Origin of the sequence: Streptomyces sp. NBC_00631, from assembly GCF_045206895.1 — a bacterium.
In the GTDB taxonomy this organism is placed as follows: Bacteria; Actinomycetota; Actinomycetes; order Streptomycetales; family Streptomycetaceae; genus Streptomyces.
The window spans coordinates 6,101,698-6,122,448 of the sequence record NZ_CP107734.1 but is presented as its reverse complement, the minus strand read 5'-3'; the positions used below and the strand labels follow the sequence as shown (position 1 = coordinate 6,122,448).

The 20,751-nt window shown below is 70.1% G+C and carries 16 protein-coding genes and 1 pseudogene; 9 read left to right on the top strand and 8 right to left on the bottom strand.

What is annotated here, in order from left to right; translation table 11 throughout:
- Nucleotides 1-126 precede the first annotated feature (126 nt).
- Nucleotides 127-1,281 carry a Gfo/Idh/MocA family protein gene (locus tag OHB00_RS28135; protein ID WP_406438702.1) on the top strand — a complete coding sequence of 385 codons (1,155 nt, stop codon included), beginning with the start codon at nt 127-129 and terminating at the stop codon, nt 1,279-1,281.
- Between the two features lie 24 nt (nt 1,282-1,305).
- Here the strand turns inward: OHB00_RS28135 and OHB00_RS28130 are convergent.
- A pseudogene (locus OHB00_RS28130) lies at nt 1,306-1,959 on the bottom strand (substrate-binding domain-containing protein); the annotation flags it as partial.
- Between the two features lie 181 nt (nt 1,960-2,140).
- Nucleotides 2,141-3,958, bottom strand: a complete 1,818-nt coding sequence (locus OHB00_RS28125) for a serine/threonine-protein kinase (protein WP_406438700.1) — start codon at nt 3,956-3,958, stop codon at nt 2,141-2,143.
- A 216-nt stretch (nt 3,959-4,174) separates the two neighbouring features.
- Here OHB00_RS28125 and OHB00_RS28120 point away from each other — a divergent pair, with 216 nt between their 5' ends.
- The 5 genes from OHB00_RS28120 (at nt 4,175) to OHB00_RS28100 (ending at nt 10,264) form a co-directional block, all read left to right on the top strand.
- Nucleotides 4,175-5,533, top strand: coding sequence for an aspartate aminotransferase family protein (locus tag OHB00_RS28120; protein ID WP_406438698.1), 1,359 nt, complete (start codon nt 4,175-4,177; stop codon nt 5,531-5,533).
- 421 nt (nt 5,534-5,954) lie between these two features.
- Nucleotides 5,955-6,656: a GntR family transcriptional regulator gene (locus OHB00_RS28115; protein ID WP_406438696.1), complete on the top strand. Its 702-nt coding sequence runs from the start codon at nt 5,955-5,957 to the stop codon at nt 6,654-6,656.
- Nucleotides 6,653-9,103 (top strand): dolichyl-phosphate beta-glucosyltransferase, encoded by a 2,451-nt coding sequence (locus OHB00_RS28110; RefSeq protein ID WP_406438694.1) that lies wholly within the window; start codon nt 6,653-6,655, stop codon nt 9,101-9,103. Before OHB00_RS28115 ends, OHB00_RS28110 begins: the two co-directional genes overlap by 4 nt.
- A gap of 78 nt (nt 9,104-9,181) precedes the next feature.
- Nucleotides 9,182-9,832: a hypothetical protein gene (locus OHB00_RS28105; protein WP_406438692.1), complete on the top strand. Its 651-nt coding sequence runs from the start codon at nt 9,182-9,184 to the stop codon at nt 9,830-9,832.
- Between the two features lie 165 nt (nt 9,833-9,997).
- On the top strand, nt 9,998-10,264 hold the full coding sequence (locus OHB00_RS28100; protein ID WP_406438690.1) for a hypothetical protein: 267 nt from the start codon (nt 9,998-10,000) through the stop codon (nt 10,262-10,264).
- A gap of 866 nt (nt 10,265-11,130) precedes the next feature.
- Here the strand turns inward: OHB00_RS28100 and OHB00_RS28095 are convergent.
- Nucleotides 11,131-11,538, bottom strand: a complete 408-nt coding sequence (locus OHB00_RS28095) for a hypothetical protein (RefSeq protein WP_406438688.1) — start codon at nt 11,536-11,538, stop codon at nt 11,131-11,133.
- Nucleotides 11,539-11,641: 103 nt separating this feature from the next.
- Here OHB00_RS28095 and OHB00_RS28090 point away from each other — a divergent pair, with 103 nt between their 5' ends.
- The gene (locus OHB00_RS28090) at nt 11,642-12,514 is read left to right on the top strand and encodes a helix-turn-helix transcriptional regulator (RefSeq protein ID WP_406438686.1); all 873 of its coding nucleotides are present in this window, start codon (nt 11,642-11,644) and stop codon (nt 12,512-12,514) included.
- The gene (locus OHB00_RS28085) at nt 12,511-12,711 is read left to right on the top strand and encodes a DUF397 domain-containing protein (RefSeq protein ID WP_406438685.1); all 201 of its coding nucleotides are present in this window, start codon (nt 12,511-12,513) and stop codon (nt 12,709-12,711) included. Before OHB00_RS28090 ends, OHB00_RS28085 begins: the two co-directional genes overlap by 4 nt.
- Here OHB00_RS28085 and OHB00_RS28080 read toward each other — a convergent pair.
- Nucleotides 12,678-13,406 carry an SDR family oxidoreductase gene (locus tag OHB00_RS28080; protein WP_406438684.1) on the bottom strand — a complete coding sequence of 243 codons (729 nt, stop codon included), beginning with the start codon at nt 13,404-13,406 and terminating at the stop codon, nt 12,678-12,680. The genes OHB00_RS28085 and OHB00_RS28080 overlap by 34 nt on opposite strands.
- Nucleotides 13,407-13,508: 102 nt before the next feature.
- On the opposite strand from OHB00_RS28080, the gene OHB00_RS28075 reads away from it, so the two are divergent.
- Nucleotides 13,509-14,357 carry a LysR family transcriptional regulator gene (locus OHB00_RS28075; protein ID WP_406438682.1) on the top strand — a complete coding sequence of 283 codons (849 nt, stop codon included), beginning with the start codon at nt 13,509-13,511 and terminating at the stop codon, nt 14,355-14,357.
- A 13-nt stretch (nt 14,358-14,370) separates the two neighbouring features.
- Here OHB00_RS28075 and OHB00_RS28070 read toward each other — a convergent pair whose 3' ends face one another.
- The 4 genes from OHB00_RS28070 to OHB00_RS28055 form a co-directional block, all read right to left on the bottom strand.
- Nucleotides 14,371-15,765, bottom strand: coding sequence for a HupE/UreJ family protein (locus OHB00_RS28070; RefSeq protein WP_406438681.1), 1,395 nt, complete (start codon nt 15,763-15,765; stop codon nt 14,371-14,373).
- Nucleotides 15,762-17,021, bottom strand: coding sequence for a DUF3500 domain-containing protein (locus OHB00_RS28065; protein ID WP_406438679.1), 1,260 nt, complete (start codon nt 17,019-17,021; stop codon nt 15,762-15,764). The genes OHB00_RS28070 and OHB00_RS28065 overlap by 4 nt, the downstream gene beginning before the upstream one ends.
- 282 nt (nt 17,022-17,303) lie before the next feature.
- Complete coding sequence (locus OHB00_RS28060) at nt 17,304-19,136, bottom strand: bifunctional metallophosphatase/5'-nucleotidase (protein ID WP_406438677.1); 1,833 nt, start codon at nt 19,134-19,136, stop codon at nt 17,304-17,306.
- 170 nt (nt 19,137-19,306) lie between these two features.
- The gene (locus OHB00_RS28055) at nt 19,307-20,590 is read right to left on the bottom strand and encodes an adenylosuccinate synthase (RefSeq protein ID WP_406438675.1); all 1,284 of its coding nucleotides are present in this window, start codon (nt 20,588-20,590) and stop codon (nt 19,307-19,309) included.
- Nucleotides 20,591-20,751: the final 161 nt, after the last annotated feature.

Sequence of the window (20,751 nt, the reverse complement as noted above, 5' to 3'; positions counted from 1 at the left end):
CCGCGCGAGCAACCACGATGGCGGTGCGCTCGACCTTGTACAGACGCCCGAATGTCTTGACATCTTGAGAAGCGGCGCCGCATCGTGAGCACGCAGGCTCTGGACGGTCCAAGGAGGGGCAGCCCCATGGTGAGTACGCTCGGCGTCGCCGTCGTCGGATTCGGCTGGATGGGGCGGGTGCACACCCAGGCCTACCAGCGGGTCGCGCACCACTTCCCGCAGCTGCCCGTACGACCGGAGCTGGTGGCCGTCGCCGAGGAGGTGCCGGGGCGGGCCGAGGAGGCCGCCGACCAATTCGGGTTCGCGTCCACCACCCGGGACTGGCGCGAGGTCGCCACCGACCCGCGGATCCAGGCGGTCAGCATCACCGCGCCGAACTTCCTGCACCGCGAGATCGGCGTCGCGATGGCCGAGGCCGGCAAGCACATATGGATCGAGAAGCCGGTCGGACTGACCTCCGAGGACGCCCGGACCGTGTCCGACGCCGTCGCCAAGGCAGGCGTGCGGGGCACCGTCGGCTTCAACTACCGCAACGCGCCCGCCGTCGCGTACGCCCGTGAGCTGATCGCCTCCGGTGAGCTGGGGGTCGTGACGCATGTCCGCATCCGGCTGTTCAGCGACTACGCGGCGCACCCGGACTCCGCTCTGACCTGGCGGTACGAGCGGGCCCGGGGCGGTGGCGGGGTGCTCGGCGACCTCGCCTCGCACGGTGTCGACCTGGCCCGGTTCCTGCTCGGCGACATCGAGTCGCTGGCCGCCGACACGGCCGTGTTCATCCCGGAGCGCGCCCGGCCCACCGGCGCCACCGCCGGCCACACCCTCGCCACCGGCGGCGAACTCGGCCCCGTCGAGAACGAGGACTACGTCAACTGCCTGCTGCGGTTCGCCTCCGGCGCCCGGGGTGTCCTGGAGGCCTGCCGGGTCTCGGTCGGCGAACAGAACAACTACGGCTTCGAGGTGCACGGCACCAAGGGCGCCGTCCTCTGGGACTACCGGCGGATGGGCGAGCTGGGCGTCAGCCGCGGCACGGCGTACCAGGACCAGCCGGTCAGCACGGTGTTCGTCGGCCCCGGCCACGGCGAGTACGCCGCCTTCCAGCCCGGCGCGGCCAACGCCATGGGCTACGACGACCTCAAGGTGATCGAGGCCGCCAACTTCCTGCGGTCCGTCGCCGAGGGCACCTCCTACGGCCCGACCCTCGAAGACGCCGTGCACAGCGCCACCGCCCTGGACGCGATGAGCCGCTCGGCCGAGCAGGGCACCTGGGTGAGCCTGGGCTGACCGGCGAGGGCCGGGGCCGGGGCGTCACGCGCACAGTTTCATCCCCACCGGCGTGTAACAGGGCACATGCCCGTACGAGCGGATCACGTCCTCGCCGTTCCCCTTCACGACGTACGACAGGAAGCTCGACGTCAGGGAGTCGGCCGCCGGCCTGCGGTAGGTGTACGCGTACTCGATCTCCCGGTACGGGTACGGGCTGACACCCCGCTCGATCGCCTCCACCGACGGGGCGTCGGCGTCCAGGGAGAGGATGTGCAGGCCCGTCGCCCCCTGAGCCACGTTCAGCTCGGCGTAGCCGACCGCCCCCGTCAGCCGGGCCACCTCCGACAGCACCTGGTCGGTCGAGTCCAGCTCGCAGCGGATCACCCTCGCCGTCGGGTCGTCCTTGTGCACGCAGTCGACAGAGGAGTTGGCGATCTCGCCGCGCCCCAGCACCCGCCGCTGGAACACCTGCCGGGTACCGGAGTTGGCGTCCCCGCTGACGAGGCGCACCGGCAGGTCCGGGCCGCCCAGCTGCTTCCAGTCGGTGATCTCGCCCCGGTACAGCCGCCGTACGCCGGCCGTGGTGAGGTTCCGCAGCGTCACGTCGTCGTTCACGACCAGCGCGAAGACCACCAGGGCGACCCGGTTCTCCGTCAGCTCGGGCATGTCGGAGGGCTTGGGGCCGTCCGAGAGAGCACCGCGGTGCCCACGGCGACGATGTTCTCCGCGCTCAGCCACTCCATGTGGGTGCCCCCGCCACTCCCCGGAGCCGGATGGTGGGGTCGCCGTAAGGGGCGGAGAGGGGATCTCAACGGACAATCCGGGCACATGAACCGAAGTTCGCCGAACGTTCAACTGTCTCGTAGGGAGCGGGACTTCACTCCTTGCTGTAGGTCAGGCTCTCGGCGCCGTCCTTCTGCACCCGCTTCAGCTTGCCGTTCGGCAGCAGGGTCACCTCGGTGGCCTTGCCGGCGGTGCAGGACGAAAGCGGCTTGCCGGTCGTGACCTTGGAGGGGCCGATCTCCAACGGGCCGGCGGAGCCGGGCTTCTCGGCGAGCTTCCCGGTGAACTCGCAGTGGTAGCCGGGGCCGTCCGCGACCAGGGTGAGGACCGTGTCGCCCACGGCGCCCTGACGGATGGTCAGTTCGCGGGTGTTGTGGCCGGTGTCGTTGTCCACCGACGTGGCCCAGGTGCCGAGGAAGCCGGTGGGGACGGTGCCGGTGCCTTTCGGGTCGGCCGAGGAAGAGGGTGACTCCGTGGGCGTCGGCTCGCCCGTGGTGGTGGGGGCGGTGGCCGACGGGGTGGGGGTGGTCCCGCCGGCCGCCTTGCCGTCCGCGCTGTCGCCGCCGCTCTTCATGAGCGCATACACCGAGCCGCCCGCGGCCAGCAGCACGATCAGCGCGATGGTGACGAGGAGCGCGGTGGAGCGGGGGGTGCGGCGGGGCTCTTCGGTGGGGAGGGGGTCGTAGAGCGGGGGTGGGGGGACGGGCGGGTAGACCTGGGTGGGGGCGGGGGTGGGGACGGGTGCGGTGGCGGTGTACGGGTTGTACGGCGAAGACTGCGGGTGCGGTTGCGAGTAACCGTAGGCCGGGTGGGCGGGGGCGTGTTCGGGGGAGGGATCGTTGTGGGGCGGGTGCGGGTGAGTGGGGGATGGTCGCGCCCCCGTGGCGGCCGCCGCAGATCCAGCACCGCCCCGCGCCCCTCGGGGAGTCGGCCCCTGCGCCCATTGACTGGTTGCCGCGGATGCGGATGCCTCGTTCAAGGCCCCGTGGATCGTCGGGTCCTCCACCTCCAGCAACTCCACGGCGTGGCGGCCCAGTTGGGCCACCAGGGCGCCGGGGAGCCAGGGGTCTTTCGAGCGGCCCTCCCAGACCGTGTCGCCCGCTCCCGTGCGGGACAGGATCGCGTCCAGCGACGGGCGGGCCGCCGGGTCCTTGCGCAGGCAGTCGCGGACCACGTCGGCGATGTCCTCGGGGAGGCCGGAGAGGTCGGGGTCCTCCTGGGCGATGCGGAACATCAGGGCGTGCGCACCGCCCTCCGTGGAGCCGAAGGGAAGCCGGCCGGTGGCCGCGTAGGCCAGCACCGAGCCCAGGCAGAAGATGTCGCAGGCCGGGGTGATCCGGTCGCCGCGCACCTGCTCGGGGGCCATGAACCCGGGCGAGCCGAGGAGCGAGCCGGTCTGGGTGAGCCGTTCGCCGGGCAGTGTCTCCAGCGCCCGCGCGATGCCGAAGTCGATGACCCGCGGCCCCTCTATGGTGAGCATCACGTTGGACGGCTTCAGGTCACGGTGGACGATCCCGGCCGCGTGGATGTTGCCGAGCGCGTGCGCCAGCCCGGCGGCGAGGATGCGCACCGACCGCTCGGGCAGTGGCCCGTGGTCGTGCTCGACGACCCGCTGCAGGCTCGGCCCGGCCACATAGCCGGTGGCCACCCAGGGCACCGCGGCCTCGGTGTCGGCGTCGAGGACGGGCGCGGTCCAGAACCCGCCGACCCGCTGGGCGTTGCGGACCTCCTGCCGGAAGCGCGCCCGGAACTCCTCCTGCGCGGCCAGCTCCGCCCGCACCAGCTTCACGGCGACCGTACGGCCCCGCTCCGACCGGGCGAGATACACATGCCCCATGCCGCCCGCGCCCAGCCGCGCCAGCAGCCGGTAGCTCCCGATGTGCTGCGGATCCCCCGGCCCCAGCTTCTCCATGGCAGATCCGCTCCTCGCTCACACTTGTGATCGAGCCGAGAATAATGCGGCCGTTCCTGGGTTCGCGCTGCGCCATGTCTACGGTTACGTAACAGGCACCCGTCGCGGTCGGCCGGCCATGTCCCCAGGTTGTGGACAACCTGTCGCGGAATCCCCCGGACCACGGAACATGTCGCCGATATCGCTCCCGCGCCGGGCACTCCTACGCTCCCCGCCATGACCCCTCAGCCCAATCCCCAGGCCGGAGCCGCCGTGAAGGCGGCCGATCGTGCGCATGTCTTCCACTCCTGGTCCGCGCAGGACCTCATCGACCCGCTCGCCGTGGCCGGCGCCGAAGGGTCGTACTTCTGGGACTACGACGGCCGGCGCTATCTGGACTTCACCAGCGGGCTCGTCTTCACCAACATCGGGTACCAGCACCCGAAGGTCGTCGCCGCCGTCCAGGAGCAGGCCGCGAAGATGACGACCTTCGCGCCGGCCTTCGCCGTCGAGGCGCGGTCGGAGGCGGCCCGGCTGATCGCCGAGCGGACGCCCGGCGACCTGGACAAGATCTTCTTCACCAACGGCGGGGCGGACGCGATCGAGCACGCCGTGCGGATGGCCCGGCTGCACACGGGGCGCCCGAAGGTGCTGTCCGCCTACCGCTCGTACCACGGCGGCACCCAGCAGGCGATCAACATCACCGGCGATCCGCGCCGCTGGGCCTCCGACGGCGCGGCCGCCGGGGTCGTGCACTTCTGGGCGCCCTTCCTCTACCGCTCCCGTTTCTACGCCGAGACGGAGGAGCAGGAGTGCGCGCGGGCGCTGGAGCACCTGGAGACCACGATCGCGTTCGAGGGGCCCGGGACGGTCGCGGCCATCGTGCTGGAGACCATCCCGGGGACCGCCGGGATCATGGTTCCGCCGGCCGGGTATCTGGCGGGGGTCCGGGAGATCTGCGACAAGTACGGGATCGTCTTCGTCCTGGACGAGGTGATGGCCGGGTTCGGGCGGACCGGGGAGTGGTTCGCCGCCGACCTGTTCGGGGTCGTACCCGATCTGATGACCTTCGCCAAGGGCGTGAACAGCGGGTATGTGCCGCTCGGTGGGGTGGCCATCGGTCCGGAGATCGCCGAGACGTTCGCCAGGCGGCCCTACCCGGGCGGTCTCACGTACTCCGGGCATCCGCTGGCCTGTGCCGCCGCCGTCGCGACGATCGACGTGATGGCGGAGGAAGGGGTCGTCGAGAACGCGAAGCGGCTGGGGGCCGAGGTGGTGGGGCCCGCGCTCGCCGCGCTCGCCGAGCGGCACCCGAGTGTGGGTGAGGTGCGCGGGGTCGGCATGTTCTGGGCGCTGGACCTGGTGCGGAACCGGGAGACCCGGGAGCCGCTGGTGCCGTACAACGCGGCCGGGGAGGCGAACGCGCCGATGGCCGCGTTCGGGGCGGCCGCGAAGAAGCACGGTCTGTGGCCGTTCGTGAACATGAACCGGACGCATGTCGTGCCGCCGTGCAACGTGAGTGAGGCCGAGCTGAAGGAAGGTTTCGCTGCGCTGGACGCTGCGCTGAGCCTGGCCGACGAGTACACGGTGGGCTGAGGCCGCGTTTCGGCCGCGGGTGCGTGAGGGCTGGTCGCGCAGTTCCCCGCGCCCCCACGCCGGCCACCCGCACGTCACCTGTCCCGCACCGCCCGCCCGGCGGCAGTCGCAGATCGGATACAGCCCCGCGCCCCCACGCCGGCCGCCCGCACGTCGGCTGTTCCGCGGCGCGCCGTCGCGGCCGGGCGGTGGCGGTCGGTGATCGGATACGGTCCTGCGTCCCTTCCATCGGCTGCCGGGAAGGGGCGTGGTGGAGGGCCGGTTCTCACAGGGGGCTCATGGGAGCCGTAGAAACGACCGACGGGTAGCTTCGCGGGTACGGGAGGAGTACAGCCGGAACCCGAACGCGTAAGGTGGCGTGCTCGTACATGTATCTGTGAGCGAGCACGTCACCCGAACGCGTGAGGAGAGGCACCCGACGATGCCCGGCAACGGCGCTGTGACCCGCAGTACCCTGCGCCAGCAGATCGCGGACGCGCTCCGCGACGAGGTCCTCGCCGGGCGGCTCCAGCCGGGGCAGGAGTTCACGGTCAAGGAGATCGCCGAGCAGTACGGGGTCTCCGCCACGCCCGTCCGTGAGGCGCTGGTGGACCTGTCCGCGCAGGGCATCCTCGACGCCGACCAGCACCGCGGCTTCCGGGTGCCGGAGTACACACTCGCCGACTACCGGGTCATGATCGAGGCCCGCAGCCTCGTCACCGACGGCATGTTCCAGGCGGTCGACGACGGCCTCCACCCCGCCCTCAAGGAGGTCGAGGAGCCGCGGGTCGCCGCCGCCCTGGCGACGGTCCGGCGCCGCGGCGAGGAGGCGCAGCGCGCGGCGATCGCCGGTGACCTGACCATACTCATCGGCTACGACCTCCGGTTCTGGCGGGAGCTGTCCGCCCTGTTCGGCAACCCCTACCTCGCCGACTTCCTGCACCGGCTGCGCGTGCAGTCCTGGGTGTGCGCGGTGCAGCATCTGCGCCGGCTGCCCGATCTACGCGGGTATCTGTGGTCCCGGCACACCGAGTTGGTCGACGCGCTGTCCCGCCGGGACACCGAGGCCGCCCGGGGGATCGTCGCCGCGTACAACACGCACTCCCTCGCCCTGATCGAGCGACTGGCGGAGAAGAACGGATGACCACGCCCCCGGAGACCACGGAGACCCCGCAGACCAGGGAGACCGTCGACCTTTCCGTCGTCATCCCGGCGTACAACGAGGAGGCACGGCTCGGCCCGACGCTCGACGCCGTCACCCACTACCTCGCCGACAACGAGAGCCGCTTCGGCTCCTGGGAAGTGATCGTCTCCGACGACGGTTCGACGGACGGGACACGCGAGGTCGCCGCCTTACGGCACCCGCATGTCCGGCTGGTCGCCGCCGACCGCAACCGGGGCAAGGGCAACGCCCTGCGGCTCGGCGTCGCCGCGACCGGCGGCAGCCGCGTGCTCGTCACCGACGCCGATCTCGCGGCGCCGATCGAGGAGCTGGAGCGGCTGGACAAGGCGCTCAGCGAGGGCAGCGCGGCGGCGATCGGCTCGCGCGCGGTGCCGGGCGCGCAGATAGCCGACCACCAGAGCCGGCTGCGCGAGCTGCTCGGCCGGGCGGGGAACCTGCTGATACGTGCGACAGCCGTGCCCGGTATCCGCGACACCCAGTGCGGTTTCAAGCTCTTCGACGGCGACCTGGCCCGTGAGGCCTTCGCCGGTTCCCGGCTGGACGGCTGGGGCATCGACGTCGAGGTCCTCCAGCACCTGCACCGCGGCGGCCACCCGATCACCGAGGTCCCGGTCCACTGGAGCCACCAGCCCGGCTCCAAGGTGGGCCCGCTGGACTACCCGAGGGTCCTCGCCGACCTGGCCCGGCTGCGGCTGCGCCGCCTGCGCCCGGCGGACCTGCTGGTCCCGGTCCTCTTCCTCGCCCTGTCCGTCGCCCTCTACTCGGGCCGCTTCTTCGACCCCGGCCACCGCTATCTCACCGACTCCATCCAGGACCAGAACCAGTGGGAGTGGTTCTTCGCGGTGACCGCGGACAACCTCGCGCACTTCCGCAACCCGCTCTTCTCGGACCTCCAGAACTTCCCCGACGGCGTCAACCTCATGGCCAACACGGTCATGCTGGGCCTGTCGGTGCCCTTCGCCCCGCTGACGCTGCTGGCCGGTCCGGCCGTCTCGCTCTCCGTCTGCATGGCGCTCGGGCTCGCCGCGACCGCCGTCGCCTGGTACTGGCTGATCGTGAAGCGGGTGGTACGGCACCGGGGCGCGGCCTTCGTCGGCGCGGCCCTCGCGGCCTTCGCGCCGCCGATGGTCAGCCACGCCAACGCGCACCCCAACTTCGTGATCCTCTTCATGGTCCCGCTGATCATCGACCGTGCCCTGCGTCTCGCCACCGGCGAGCGGGTCCGGCGGGACGGGATCGTGCTCGGCCTGATGGCGGCGTACCAGGTCTTCCTGGGCGAGGAGCCGTTCCTGCTGGCGGCGCTGGGGATGACCCTGTTCGCCCTGGCGTACGCGGTCGTACGCCCGCAGGTGGCGAAGGAGGCCTGGCGCCCCCTGGCCAAGGGCCTGCTGATCGCCGGGGCGGTCTGCCTCCCCCTCGTGGTCTACCCGTTGTACTGGCAGTTCACGGGGCCGCAGAGCTACCACAGCGTCCTGCACGGCGACGACGCCGGAAACAGCCCGCTCTCCCTGCTCGCCTTCGCCGAGCGCTCGATGCTCTTCGGGAACGCGGGCCGTGCCAACGAGCTCTCCCTCAACCCCACCGAGCAGAACGCCTTCTACGGCTGGCCGCTGGTCCTGGTCGCCTTCGGGATCGTCGTACGGCTGTGGGAACGGCCGCTGGTCAGGGCGCTGGCGTTCACGTCGGTGGCCGCGGCCGTCCTGTCCATGGGCCCGAAGATCCGCATCCCGCTGACGGAGGCGGTGTATCCGGGCCCCTGGGCGCTGGTGCGGAAGTTCCCGCTCTTCGAGTCCGTCATCGAGGGCCGGGTGGCGATGATCTGCGCCCCCGCGCTGGGCGTACTGCTCGCCCTGGCCCTGGAGAAGGTCCTCGCCACCCGCAGCGTCGGCGCCCAGTACTTCGGCCTGCTGGCCGTCGCGCTCGCCCTGCTCCCGATCGTCCCCGCACCGCTCAAGTCCGAGCAGCGGGAGGCGGTCCCGGAGTTCATCACGAGCGGGATGTGGAAGTCGTACCTGGGCAAGGGCGAGTCCCTCGTCCCGCTCCCGCTCCCCGACCCCGGCGCCGCCGAGGCCCTGCACTGGCAGACGGCGGCCGACCTCGGCTTCAAGCTCCCCGGCGGATACTTCAACGGCCCCTACGGCGCGGACCGCACCGGCATCTACGGCGCCGTCCCCCGCTACACCTCCGACATGCTCCGGGACGTCCGCTACACCGGGAAGGTGCCGGTGATCGGCAAGAACTGGCGGGCGCAGGCCAAGAAGGACTTCGCGTACTGGAAGGCGGGGGTCCTGGTGGTCGCCCCGCAACCCAATGACGACAAACTACGGCAGGCGGTGGAGGCCCTGACCCAAGAACCCGGTAAGTGGACCGGTGGGGTCTGGGTATGGGACCTGCACGAGGGGAGCTGACCGCCGACGCACGGACTACTCTTCCCTGACCACCTGGCTGAGCACTTGCTGTGAACGCGCTGATACTAGGAGCCCTCTTTGGCCTGTGACCTCTGGCTGGTACCGCTCGTGGACGTGTTGTGCCACACCCCCGACAATCCGTTCGCCGACGAACTCGCGCAGTACAACAAGGTGCTCGCCGAGGCCGGGCTGCCGCCGGTGCCGGTGTACCAGTACATGCCGGGTCTGTCCGGCGAGGTCGCGCCCGTGGCCGGCTTCGACTACGACGCTCTCCATTTCCTCCGCCGCGCCTATCTCCTCCAGGTCTGCGGCCTGCCCGTCTCCCCCGTGGACGACCTCGGCGGCGACTACGAGCAGCTCCTGGAGATGTTCGAGTCGACGGCCCAGCAGTCGCATCTGGTCTGGCACTACGACCACGCGGGCGCGTACGTCCCGGTCGACTTCCCGAACCCGCTCTCCAGCGACGAACTCCTCGCCAGCGGCGGCCCCCTGGGCTCCTCCCACGCCCTGCTGCGCGAGCTGGAGTACGTCGCCCCCTCCATCGGCATCGACCCGGCGAACCCCCCGGCCCCGCCGCAGCCCCCCGCCGCCCCCACCGACCTCGAAGAACCGGCTGTCCCGGCCCCCTACGACCCGAGCCCCTTCGCCCGCGAACGCCACGTCTGGCTGGGCCTGCACGCGGCGGCGACCCGGAGCCTGGCCCAGGGGTCGATGATCGTCTTCAGCTGATGGCCGGTCACGCTGACGGCAGGTCATGCTGACGACCGATCACCCGGATACCGGTGTCCCCATATGGCTCCTCCGAAGAGCGCGGCGCGAGATGTCGATCTAGCCTCCGAAATGAGCGCTTATCAGTTCATATGACTGCGCTCTCGTCAGATCAAGGAGGAGAACATGCGCAAGCTTCACAAGGCAGCCGCCGTGATCGCCGTCATCGGTGGCGTCGGCTTCATGGGCGCCGTCCCAGCGACCGCCCTGACGACGCAGCAGCACGCGTACGGGGGTGGCCACGGTGGCTGCCGGTCCCACGACTTCAACCTCGACATCCTCGGCAACGTGGGCATCGCCAACGGGCTCGCCGGCAACCTTCTGAACGGTGAAGGAAGCCCGGGCGCGCAGATCACCGACCTCGGTTCCGACTGCGATCGCGGCGGCTGGTAGGCCGGCACGCACCACTGAAGCGGCCTTGAGCCGCGTATTCATCTCTGTGTGAGTGAAAAAGGCTCCGGACCGTTCCCGGTCCGGAGCCTTGGGGTGCGTGGTCAGCCCTGTTCGAGATCCGGATGGTGCGGATGCCCGTGCCCCCGTACCGCATCGGTGTCCTGGTCAGGACCGGACGGCCGCGCGGCCACTCGACGGTCGGCAGGGCGAGGTGCAGCACATGGGCACCGCTCCAGTCCGGCTCGTCCTTCCCGTTCTCCGGCTCGCCGTCCGCGGCACGCAGGCGCTTGCCGACGGCGGTGGCCGCCGCGAAGTCGAACCCTTCGATGTTGACGGACGGCAGCGCACCGACGTGCTCGGCGACCCCGGCCCGCTCCCGCTCCGCTGCGGCCAGGCTCACCGCGGGGATGTACACCCGCAGCGCGGCATCTCTCCGCCTCGACGACCAGCCGGGAGGCCATCCGTCGAGTACGGCCGGGTCACCGGGTCCCGCCGCACAACCCGCCGCAGATACCGCCGTTCCTCCAGGTCACGCAGGGAGGCGACGATCGACATACACCCTTCCCCACGCTGCGCCGCGAGGACGCGCTCCGTGATCCAGGCGCCGTCGGGCAGCCCCAAGAGGTACGTCAGTACGCCCACCGCGCCCCAGGACAGACGTCGGTCCCGGGAACGGGAGTCGGCGAGGGCTGCGAGGGCGCGCACGGGCGCCGTACGATGAACGCGCACGGGAGGGTTAGCTCCTTGTGCCGAGCCCCCGGGTGTTGGCGCACCGCGGGGGCGATCTGTTGATCGTGACTCCAGAGCCACACAAAGAGCCGAGCGCAAGTCACAATCCCTTTTTCGTACCGCCGTGTCGACGCAATTCACTCCGCCGAGTGAAGTGCGGTCCGCAGCAATCGCGTGTGCACGAGACGGCCGTGCGCGGACGGCCGATAGCGCCACGACAACGGCCAGGTCATGTCGTCCAGCGCCGGAATCGGGATGTACGACTCCCGGGCCGGGACGGCGGTCAGTCTGGTCACCTCCGCGGGCCAGGGCAGGTGGTCCGTACTCCCGGCCGGGACCAGGAAGTACACGCACCGCCGCCCACTGGCGACCTCGATGACGGGGCCGGGGTCACCCCCGGTCATCTCCGCGAGCCGGTCGGCGAGCCGCCGCCCCCACTCCCCGTCGTCCACCCGCACCGCGTCGAACTGGACGCCGGCCTTGCGGAGTTGAACGCCAGCGGCGGGAAGCCAGCCGAGGTTTAAGGGGTCGCTTCGCGTGTTCATGGGACCAGTGTCGGCAGACGCGGCTAGCTTTTCCATAACTCTGAGTTGACCACCGAATACGGTCAGAAACCAGAGGGCGTCGGTTGTGACCGGTTGAGTTCGGTTGAGTTCGGTTGAGTTCGGGGGTGACCGCAATGGCGCGGGCCGAGAACAAGGCGGAGGCGGGCAGCACGGCACAGCTCTAGCCGCCCTCGCGAAGGCCTTTCGCGAGCAACAGAAGCTGACGCAGGAGGAGTTGGGCAAACGCATCGGCTACACCGGGTCCGCGATCAGCGCAATGGAGACGGGAGCGCAGCCTGCCGGCGACAAGATGCTCGCCATGCTGGAGGAGGCGATCGGTGGCGGGCTGGGCATCTTCGAGAAGGCACGCAGGTTCGTATTGCTGGACAAGTATCCGGCCCAGTTCAAGAACTTCGCGCTGGTGGAGCAGGAGGCGGTGACGCTGTCGTCGTACCAGACGTTCGTGGTCGACGGCCTATTCCAGACACCGGAGTACGCGCGGGCATTGATCGGCGGCGGTTTTCCGAAGCTGCCGGGGGAGAAGGTGGAGGAGCTGGTCGAGGCGCGGATGGCACGGCGAGCGCTGCTCGACCGGGCAGACCCGACCGCCATGATCGAGGTGATCCTGGAAGAGTCTGTACTGCGGCGGCCGTTCGGGAGCTGGGAGGTACTGCGCGACCAATTGCGGTCGCTTGCGGAGGACGCCGAGAGGGACAATGTGAGTATCCAAGTGATCTCACAGGAACGGGGGTTGAGGAGCGGGCATGCGGGTGCTCACGGCGACATGAAACTGGTGAAGACCAATGACCACCACGACGTCGTTCACCTCGAAGCCCAGGATGAAAGCCTCCTGGTCAGCGATCCCGCGAAGGTCGCTCTCCTCGCCCATCGGTATGCAAAGATCCGGACCCAGGCACTGAGCCCGGACGACTCGCTAGGCATCATCCGGAAGTTGGCGGGAGAAGAGCGGACATGACGAACACCCTGCATTGGTTCAAATCGAGCCGCAGCAACGCCAGCGGCGGGGACTGCCTCGAAATATCCCCCTGCCCGGGCACCGTCCACATCCGCGACTCCAAGACGGCCCCCGCCGGCCCCCACCTCACCGTCTCCCCCGTGACCTGGGCGCGCTTCCTACGTCACCAGGGCAGCTCGCCGTTCTCGTCGAAGTAGCCGCCGGTCGGGCCGTCGTCGGGGAGGGTCGCGAGGCGGATCGCGATCGCCGCACCCTGCTCCGGGGTGCGGACCCCGCGGAAGCCGTTGAGGTCGGTGGCGCAGAAGCCGGGGCAGGCGGCGTTGATCAGGACGTTCGTGCCGGCCAGCTCCTTGGCGTACTGGACGGTGACGGCGTTCAGGAACGTCTTCGACGGCGCGTAGGCGACGGCGATCGGGCCCGTCTCCGCGCCGGGACTGCTCTGCAGGGTGAGGGAGCCGACCGTGCTGGACATGTTCACGATCCGCGGGGACGGTGAGCGGCGCAGCAGCGGCAGCATCGCGTTGGTGACGCGGATGACGCCGATCACGTTGGTCTCCACGGCCGCCCGGACCGTCGCGACATCCGCGGTGGTGGGCGTCTGCGCCATGCCGCCGGTGATCCCGGCGTTGTTGACGAGCACGTCGAGGCGGCCCGCGCGGTCCTCGACCAGCCCGGCGGCGGCCGTCACGCTCGCGTCGTCGGTGACGTCGAGCGGTACGCCGAACGCGTCGACACCGGCCGCCCGCAGCTTCGCCACGGCCGTCTCCCGGCGCGCCTCGTCCCGGGCGCCGATCCCGACGCTCAGGCCGAGGGCGCCGAGGCCCGCCGCGATCTCGTGTCCGATGCCCTTGTTCGCGCCGGTGACCAGCGCGGTCCTCTTCTGTTCGGTCATACGTCGATCGTGTCCGGGCCGGGGCCGGACAGGCCAACACCGATCGGGTGGGCATCGATACCGCACGGGTATCGATCCCGGTCGGGCCGGTAGCATGGCGGTGTGGAGACGCGGGAGTTGAGGTACTTCGTGGCCGTCGCCGAGGAGCTGCACTTCGGGCGGGCGGCACAGCGGCTCGGGATGGCGCAGCCCCCGCTGTCGCGGGCGATCAGCCTGCTCGAACGGCGGCTCGGAGCGACGCTGCTGGAACGCACCAGCCGTGCGGTCACCCTGACCGAGGCCGGGTCCGTGCTGCTGCGGGAGGCCCGGGCGGCGCTGGACGCCGTCGAGGCCGCCGAGCAGCGCACCCGCCGCGCCGCACTCGCCGCGACCGGCCGGGCCTGCGTGGTCCTGGCCACGAAGGCCGGCGCGTCCGGTGAACTGCTGGCGAAAATGCTCGACGCCTACGCCGCCGAACCGGGTGCCGTCACCGTCGACCTGCTGCTGTGCGGGATCGGCGAGCAGGAACGCATGCTGCGCGACGGGCGCGCCGACGTGGCGCTGCTGCATCTGCCGTTCGACTCCACGGCCGGCTTCGACACCGAGGAACTGCGCACCGAGAACCAGGTCGTGATCCTGCCCGCCGGGCACCCCCTCACCACCCGGGCCCAGGTACGGCTGGCCGATGTCACCGGCCTGCCCGGCCTGCCGCTGCCGCGCTGGCCCGGCCCCGACGGCACCTACCCGGAGGGGCCCGGCCCGCAGGCCCGGGACCACGCGCAGCTCTACCAGCTGATCGCGCTGGGCCGCGCCTGCTGGATCGCGCCCGAGTCCTGCCGGGTCCAACTGCGCGAGGACCTGGCCGCCGTACCGGTGCTGGACGCACCGCCGGTGACCACCGTGATCGCGTGGCCGCCGCACAGCCGCTCCCGGGCCGTCGCCGACCTGGTCCGGGCCGCCACCCGTCTCTGAGACCGGGCCGCCGTCAGGCGCGTCGGCCCAGGTCCGCACGCCATCCGGACCTGAGTCCAGGCGCCGTACCTCCCCGGGCACGCAGCCGCGCGGCGAGGGCCCACGCCGTGCTGATGAGCGCGGCCAGGGTGAGGGTGATCAGCAGCAGGGTGGTGTGGGAGCCGGCGCTGTCGGCCGCGCGGGCGACCGGGTTGGGCAGGCCGAGGCGGTCGGCCAGCCAGCCGAGGGCCGCAATCCCGGTGAGCACCGCGCCGGTCAGGCGGAGCGCGGGCTGGACGCGCAGGCGGGCCATGACCAGGAGCGAGGGCAGGGCGAGGCAGACCAGCAGGAGCTGGACCAGTTCGATGCCGAGGTTGAAGCCGAGGAGGCTGGTCACCAGCTGGCCGGTGGAGAGGTGCATCTCGGCCAGCACGAAGGAGAACGCCATGCCGTGGCCCAGGCCGAAGACGCCGGCCACGACGGCTTCCCTGCCGGGGAAGAGGGGGCGGATCGCGTGGATCGCGCCGACCAGGATGCTCGCTGCGATGAACGCCTCCACCGGCCAGGAGGGAATCTGCAGGCGGCCCAGCGCGGTGGCGGCCAGGGCGACCGAGTGGCCGGCGGTGAAGGCGAGGGTGATGCCGCCGATGCGGGCCAGCGCCTTGCGGGGGCCGACCAGACCGGTCCAGCGGCCGCCGGTCGCGGCCAGGGGGGCCGGCAGGAGCAGGATCAGCAGGAAGAGAAGGTGGTCGGTGCCGGTCAGGATGTGGTTGCCGCCGAGTTCGACCATGGCGACGAAGCCGCGCCACGCGCTGCCGGGGCCGAGGTCGACCTTCAGGGCCGGGACCTTCATGTGCCGGATGTCGAGCTCTATCGTGCCGACCTGGGTGGTGCCCTCGCCGTCGACCTGCCCGTTCGCCCAGTCCTGGCGGACGGTCACCAGGGTGACGTGGGTGACGACCTGGTGCACGATCACGTCGTAGCGGAAGGTGAAGCGGCGTACGTCGGCGCCGGCCGGCGGGGTCAGGACCGCGGCGACGACCAGTTCGCGGTAGGGGCCGGTGGACGTCTGCTGGGTGGCGGTCAGGTGCATCGCGCCGATGCCGACCCGCCATGCCGTGCCGCCGGTCGTGGTCGGGTGGATGTGCTGGGCGAGGTAGGTGCGGATCACCTTGGCGCGCGCGGCCGGGACGGCCTTGCCGGTGATGTCGTCGAGGTCGATGCCGCTGGCCCGGGAGAAGTCGGAGACCGGCAGTTCCAGCCGTGCGGAGACGGAGGACCGGTACACGTCGAGCTGCACCACCGAGTGCGGCATCGGATGCGCGGCGGCCGGCGACGCCCCGAGCAGGAGCGCCGCCGGCACCACGATCGCGATCCCGGCCACCAGGCGTGTCAGGACGGTGGTCAGCCAGTTTCGCGGTCCGGTCATGAGAAGGAGAACTCGCTCCCGTAGTCGCGGGTGTGGTCCCGGTACACGGTGTGGTAGTGGACCTGGTTCTGGAAGACCACGCCGTTCTGGCAGACGAACTCGATCCAGACGCTGGGGCCGTCGATGCGGACGTAGTCGCCCTGGGTGTCCAGGCCCGTGCCTCCGGAGTAGGAGATGTAGGTCTGGTCGAGCTCCTTGGCGTACGTCTTCATGAGCTTCTTGGCCGTGGCGTCGTCCGCGTCGGCCACCCAGGGGCGCATCGCGGCGAGGACCAGCTTCTTCTGCTTCGCCGACAGCTCGCTGACCTTGATGCCTTCCTTGGTCTCCGGGAAGTCGCCGTCCTTGTTCGGGCCGAGCAGCACGTCGCTGAACGACTCGGACAGCTTGGCCTTGGCCAGCTCCGCCGTGCTCAGGCTTGCGGTCAGCTTGAGCATGCCGTCGCGGAACCTGTTCAGCGGCGCGACCGTGGTGCCGTCGGTCGTGGTCCAGCTGGACGGCTCGACGCCCGTGAAGTACGGGCTGGCACCGGCGACCTTGCCGTCCTTGTACGTGATGTTCACGGCGAGGTGGTGACCGCCGAAGTGCAGTTGCCAGGTGCCGGTCGCCGACGGGGTGCCGAGGAACGCCAGGAAGTACTGGCTGCTGCCGTACCCGCCGCCACCGCCACCGGTACCGCCGGACGGCGGGGCGCCCGTGGGGGCGTCCGTGGGCACGGCGGTGTCGGTGGACGTCGCGCTCGGGTCCGCCGAGGCGGAGCCGGTGGGCGCGTCCGTCGGCGCGCCGGCGGTGCTGGTGGCCTGCGCCGAGGCGAGCACGTCGTCGGCCGCGAGCGTCTGCAGGACGTGCTGGTAGCCCGTGTCCTCGCCGGTGCCCAGAGCCTCCTTCAGCACGGCCTCGGCGGCGGCGATCTGGTCGGTCGTCAGCGAGCTGAACTCGATGCCGACCCGGCAGGAGGAGCCGCACGGCAGGTTCGACCAGGCGGTCGCGTTCGCCTGGGAGAAGGCCAGCAGGGTCGAGGCCTGCTGGTCGGAGGTCAGGGTGTTCAGGAAGGCGTTGGCGGCGCTGACCACGGCCGCGGTGCCCTTCGCATGCTTGTCGACCGGGCGCTGGACACCCGCGGCCGATTTCTCGCTGCTGGCCGTCGCGGCATTTGCGACGGCGAAACCACCGCCCACCAGCGCCAGAGCCGCAGCGGCCCCGACTATGGTCCGACGAGTCCGCCTGGAGCGGACCAGGCGGGTTCTGTCTTTGCTCACAAAATACTCCTTCGGCATGCCGAACTAGCCATACGAGGACACACGTTGGCTTGGTCAGGAGATCGCGGGAACGCACCGCGGACATTACCAACAACATTGTTGGTACTCAATGCGAAAACCCGACCGGATAACGGCTCCGAATTGGGACCGGAACAAGATTTTCAGGATTCACAGAAACAATGAAATCCGCCAATGAAATCGACAGGATCCGCATAGCCGGGGAAAACAAAAAGTGGTGGCCCCACCCGAGGGTGGGGCCACCACACATGTGGCTGGGAGGCGCTAGAAGACGGGCGTGCCGTCCTGCGTCAGCTTCCAGTTGGTGGCGGCGAAGGCCGACGGGTCGATGGTGCCCTTGGCCGTGGCGTAGGCGATCATCAGGTCGCGGACCTGGTTGGTGGAGCTGTAGGCGGTCTCCGCGGCGGCGATGTGCGGGTAGCCGGAGCCGCCGTTGGCGCGGTAGTTGTTGACGGCGACGACGAAGACCTGGTCGTCGGCGACCGCCGCGCCGTTGTAGGTGAGGTTCTTGATGCGCGAGCCCTCGGCCGCCGCGATGTCGATCTCGTAGTCGACGCCGGCCGCCATGTCGTACATGTAGTCCCAGAAGCTGTTGGCGTTGGTGAGGGTGGCGGTGTCCACCTTCGTGCCGCTGGGCACCTGGTGGTAGTACTTCGCCGCGTACTCCAGGTAGTCCTTGAGCTGGGCGCCGGTGAGCTTCTTGCCGTACAGGGTGTTCTCGTAGACGTAGAGGCCCGCGACGTCGCGGATCGTCACGTCACCGGCCGGGATGGTGGCCGTGCGGCTGAAGCACGCGGCCACCGAGATCAGCGGCAGCGCGGCGTCCGCCGCCGACAGGCCCGCCTTCACCGCGTCCATCTGGACCTGCTGGATGAAGTCGATGGCGGGCACGTCCTTCCAGCAGGCCTCCGCCGTCGACATCGCCGCGGTGCTGGTGCCGATCGCCGTGTTGACGTACTTGACCACCAACTGGTGGTCGGCCGTGAGGAGTTCGGTGATCCGCGGGTCCTCCGCGACCGTGTTGCTGTTCAGCGTGGTGGCGGTCTTCTTGGTGATCTTCCAGGAGCCGTGCACGTGCTCCAGCTCGAAGTCGAAGACGGAGAGGCGGTAGCCGTAGCAGTACGGCTCGGAGAGGAGGACGTCCTCACCGGTCTCCGCGTTCTTCACCGTGTACGTCGGGACGTCGACGTGGGTGTGGCCGACGAGGATCGCGTCGATGCCGGGGACCTGCTCGGCGACCAGGTTCGACGCGTTCTCCACGTAGGGGAGTTCGTCGCCCCACGACGTCGAGCCGTCCAGGCCCGAGTGGTCGGTGAGGAAGACGACGTCACAGCCGAGGGCGCGCAGCCGCGGCACGTACTTCTTCGCCTGCTCGACCAGGCCCGTGAAGGCCATCTTCCCGGAGACGTTGTCCTTGTCCCACAGGGCGATGCCCGGGTTGGTGAGGCCGAGGATGCCGACCTTGATGTCCGGGCCGTGCGGGACCTTGATGTGCTTGACGGTGTAGGGCCGGAAGGCGGGCTTGAGCGTCTTGGCGTCCAGGGCGTTGGCGCCGAGCAGCGGGAAGTCGCACTGCTTCTCGAAGGTGCGGACGACCTCGATGCCGTAGTTGAACTCGTGGTTGCCGAGGGCGGCCGCGTCGTACCGCATCTCGTTCATGGCGATCGCCATGGGGTGCTTCGGGCCGCGCTTGCCGTCCTTGCCGGTGATCGGGTCGACGTTCGCGAAGTAGGAGGCGAGCGAGGTGCCCTGGATGATGTCGCCCGCGTCGACGAGGAGGACCCGGTCCGCGCCCTTCTCCTTGCGGATGTTCTTCACCAGGGTGGCGATGCGCGCGATGCCGTACGTGTTGCCCTTGGAGTCCACCGGGACGGCGTTGGTGTAGTAGTCCCAGTTGAAGACGTGGCTGTGCAGGTCGGTGGTGCCCAGGATGGAGAAGCTCCAGGTCTTGGGCGCCTTCGGCGGCTTGGCGTGGCCGTGGCCGGCCTCGGCGGCCTCGGCGCTGCCGGTACCGACCGTTCCCGCGACGGCCACGGCGGCGCCGGTGACGGCCGACTTCTGCACGAACTCACGGCGGTTCATGGGATTGACGGGCATTCAGGGCTCCTGAAAGGCGGAGAGGGCGGGTGTGGCATGCGGGAGGCGGCGGGCTACCCGCGTAGATGCTGACCCCCGCCCGTTACCGGCGTAACCACGGAAAGCCCAAGGGCCGGTCAAGGATTCCCAAGACCGGCCCAAGTGGACGCGCGTACACACGACTTCACGACCTACAGGAACGAGTTGATCTCGATCGTCTCGTCCCGGCCCGGACCCACGCCGATCGCGGAGATCGGGGCACCGGACATCTCCTCCAGCGCCTTGACGTAGTTCTGGGCGTTCTTCGGCAGATCGGAGAACGACTTGGCCTTGGTGATGTCCTCGGACCAGCCGGGCAGCGTCTCGTAGACCGGCTTCGCGTGGTGGAAGTCGCTCTGGGAGTACGGGAGTTCCTCGACGCGCTTGCCGTCGATCTCATACGCGACGCAGACCGGGATCTGCTCCCAGCCGGTCAGCACGTCGAGCTTGGTGAGGAAGAAGTCGGTCAGGCCGTTCACGCGGGTCGCGTAGCGGGCGATGACGGCGTCGAACCAGCCGCAGCGGCGGTCCCGGCCCGTCGTCACACCGCGCTCGCCGCCGATCCGGCGCAGCGCGTCGCCGTCCTCGTCGAAGAGCTCGGTCGGGAACGGTCCGGCGCCGACGCGGGTCGTGTACGCCTTCAGGATGCCGATGACCCGGCTGATCTTCGTCGGGCCGACACCGGAACCGGTGCAGGCACCGCCCGCGGTCGGGTTCGAGGACGTGACGAACGGATACGTGCCGTGGTCGATGTCCAGGAGCGTGCCCTGGCCACCCTCGAAGAGGACGACCTTGTCCTCCTCCAGGGCCTGGTTGAGGACCAGGACCGTGTCGGCGACGTACGGAGCGAGCTTCTCCGCGTAGCCGAGCAGCTCCTCGACGACCTGCTCGATGGCGATGGCGCGCCGGTTGTAGAGCTTGGTGAGCATCTGGTTCTTGGCGTCGAGGGCCGCCTCGACCTTCTGGGTCAGGATCGACTCGTCGTAGAGGTCCTGGACCCGGATGCCGACCCGGTTGATCTTGTCGGCGTAGGTCGGCCCGATACCGCGCCCGGTCGTACCGATCTTCCGCTTTCCGAGGAAGCGTTCCGTCACCTTGTCGACGGTCACGTTGTACGGCGTGATGATATGCGCGTTACCGCTGATCAGGAGCTTGGACGTGTCGACGCCACGCTCGTTCAGACCGCTCAGCTCGGAGAGCAGGACCGACGGGTCGACGACGACACCGTTGCCGATGACCGGGACACACGTGGGCGAGAGGATTCCGGAAGGGAGGAGGTGGAGCGCGTACTTCTGGTCGCCGACGACGACCGTGTGGCCGGCGTTGTTGCCGCCCTGGTAGCGCACCACATAATCGACGGAGCCACCTAGCAGGTCCGTCGCCTTTCCCTTGCCTTCGTCACCCCACTGAGCACCGAGCAGCACAAGTGCGGGCACGCGCGTACACCCCTTCCGGGCGGGGCATGTCCAAGGTCAGGGGCGTACGCGTAAGGTTCGTCGCCGCGTACCACCGCGACCGTCGTCGGCCGCACAACCGTCGGACCCGGATGCCCCGGAATAGACGAAGCCCCTGGCGCAATAGCGCAAGGGGCTCTTGC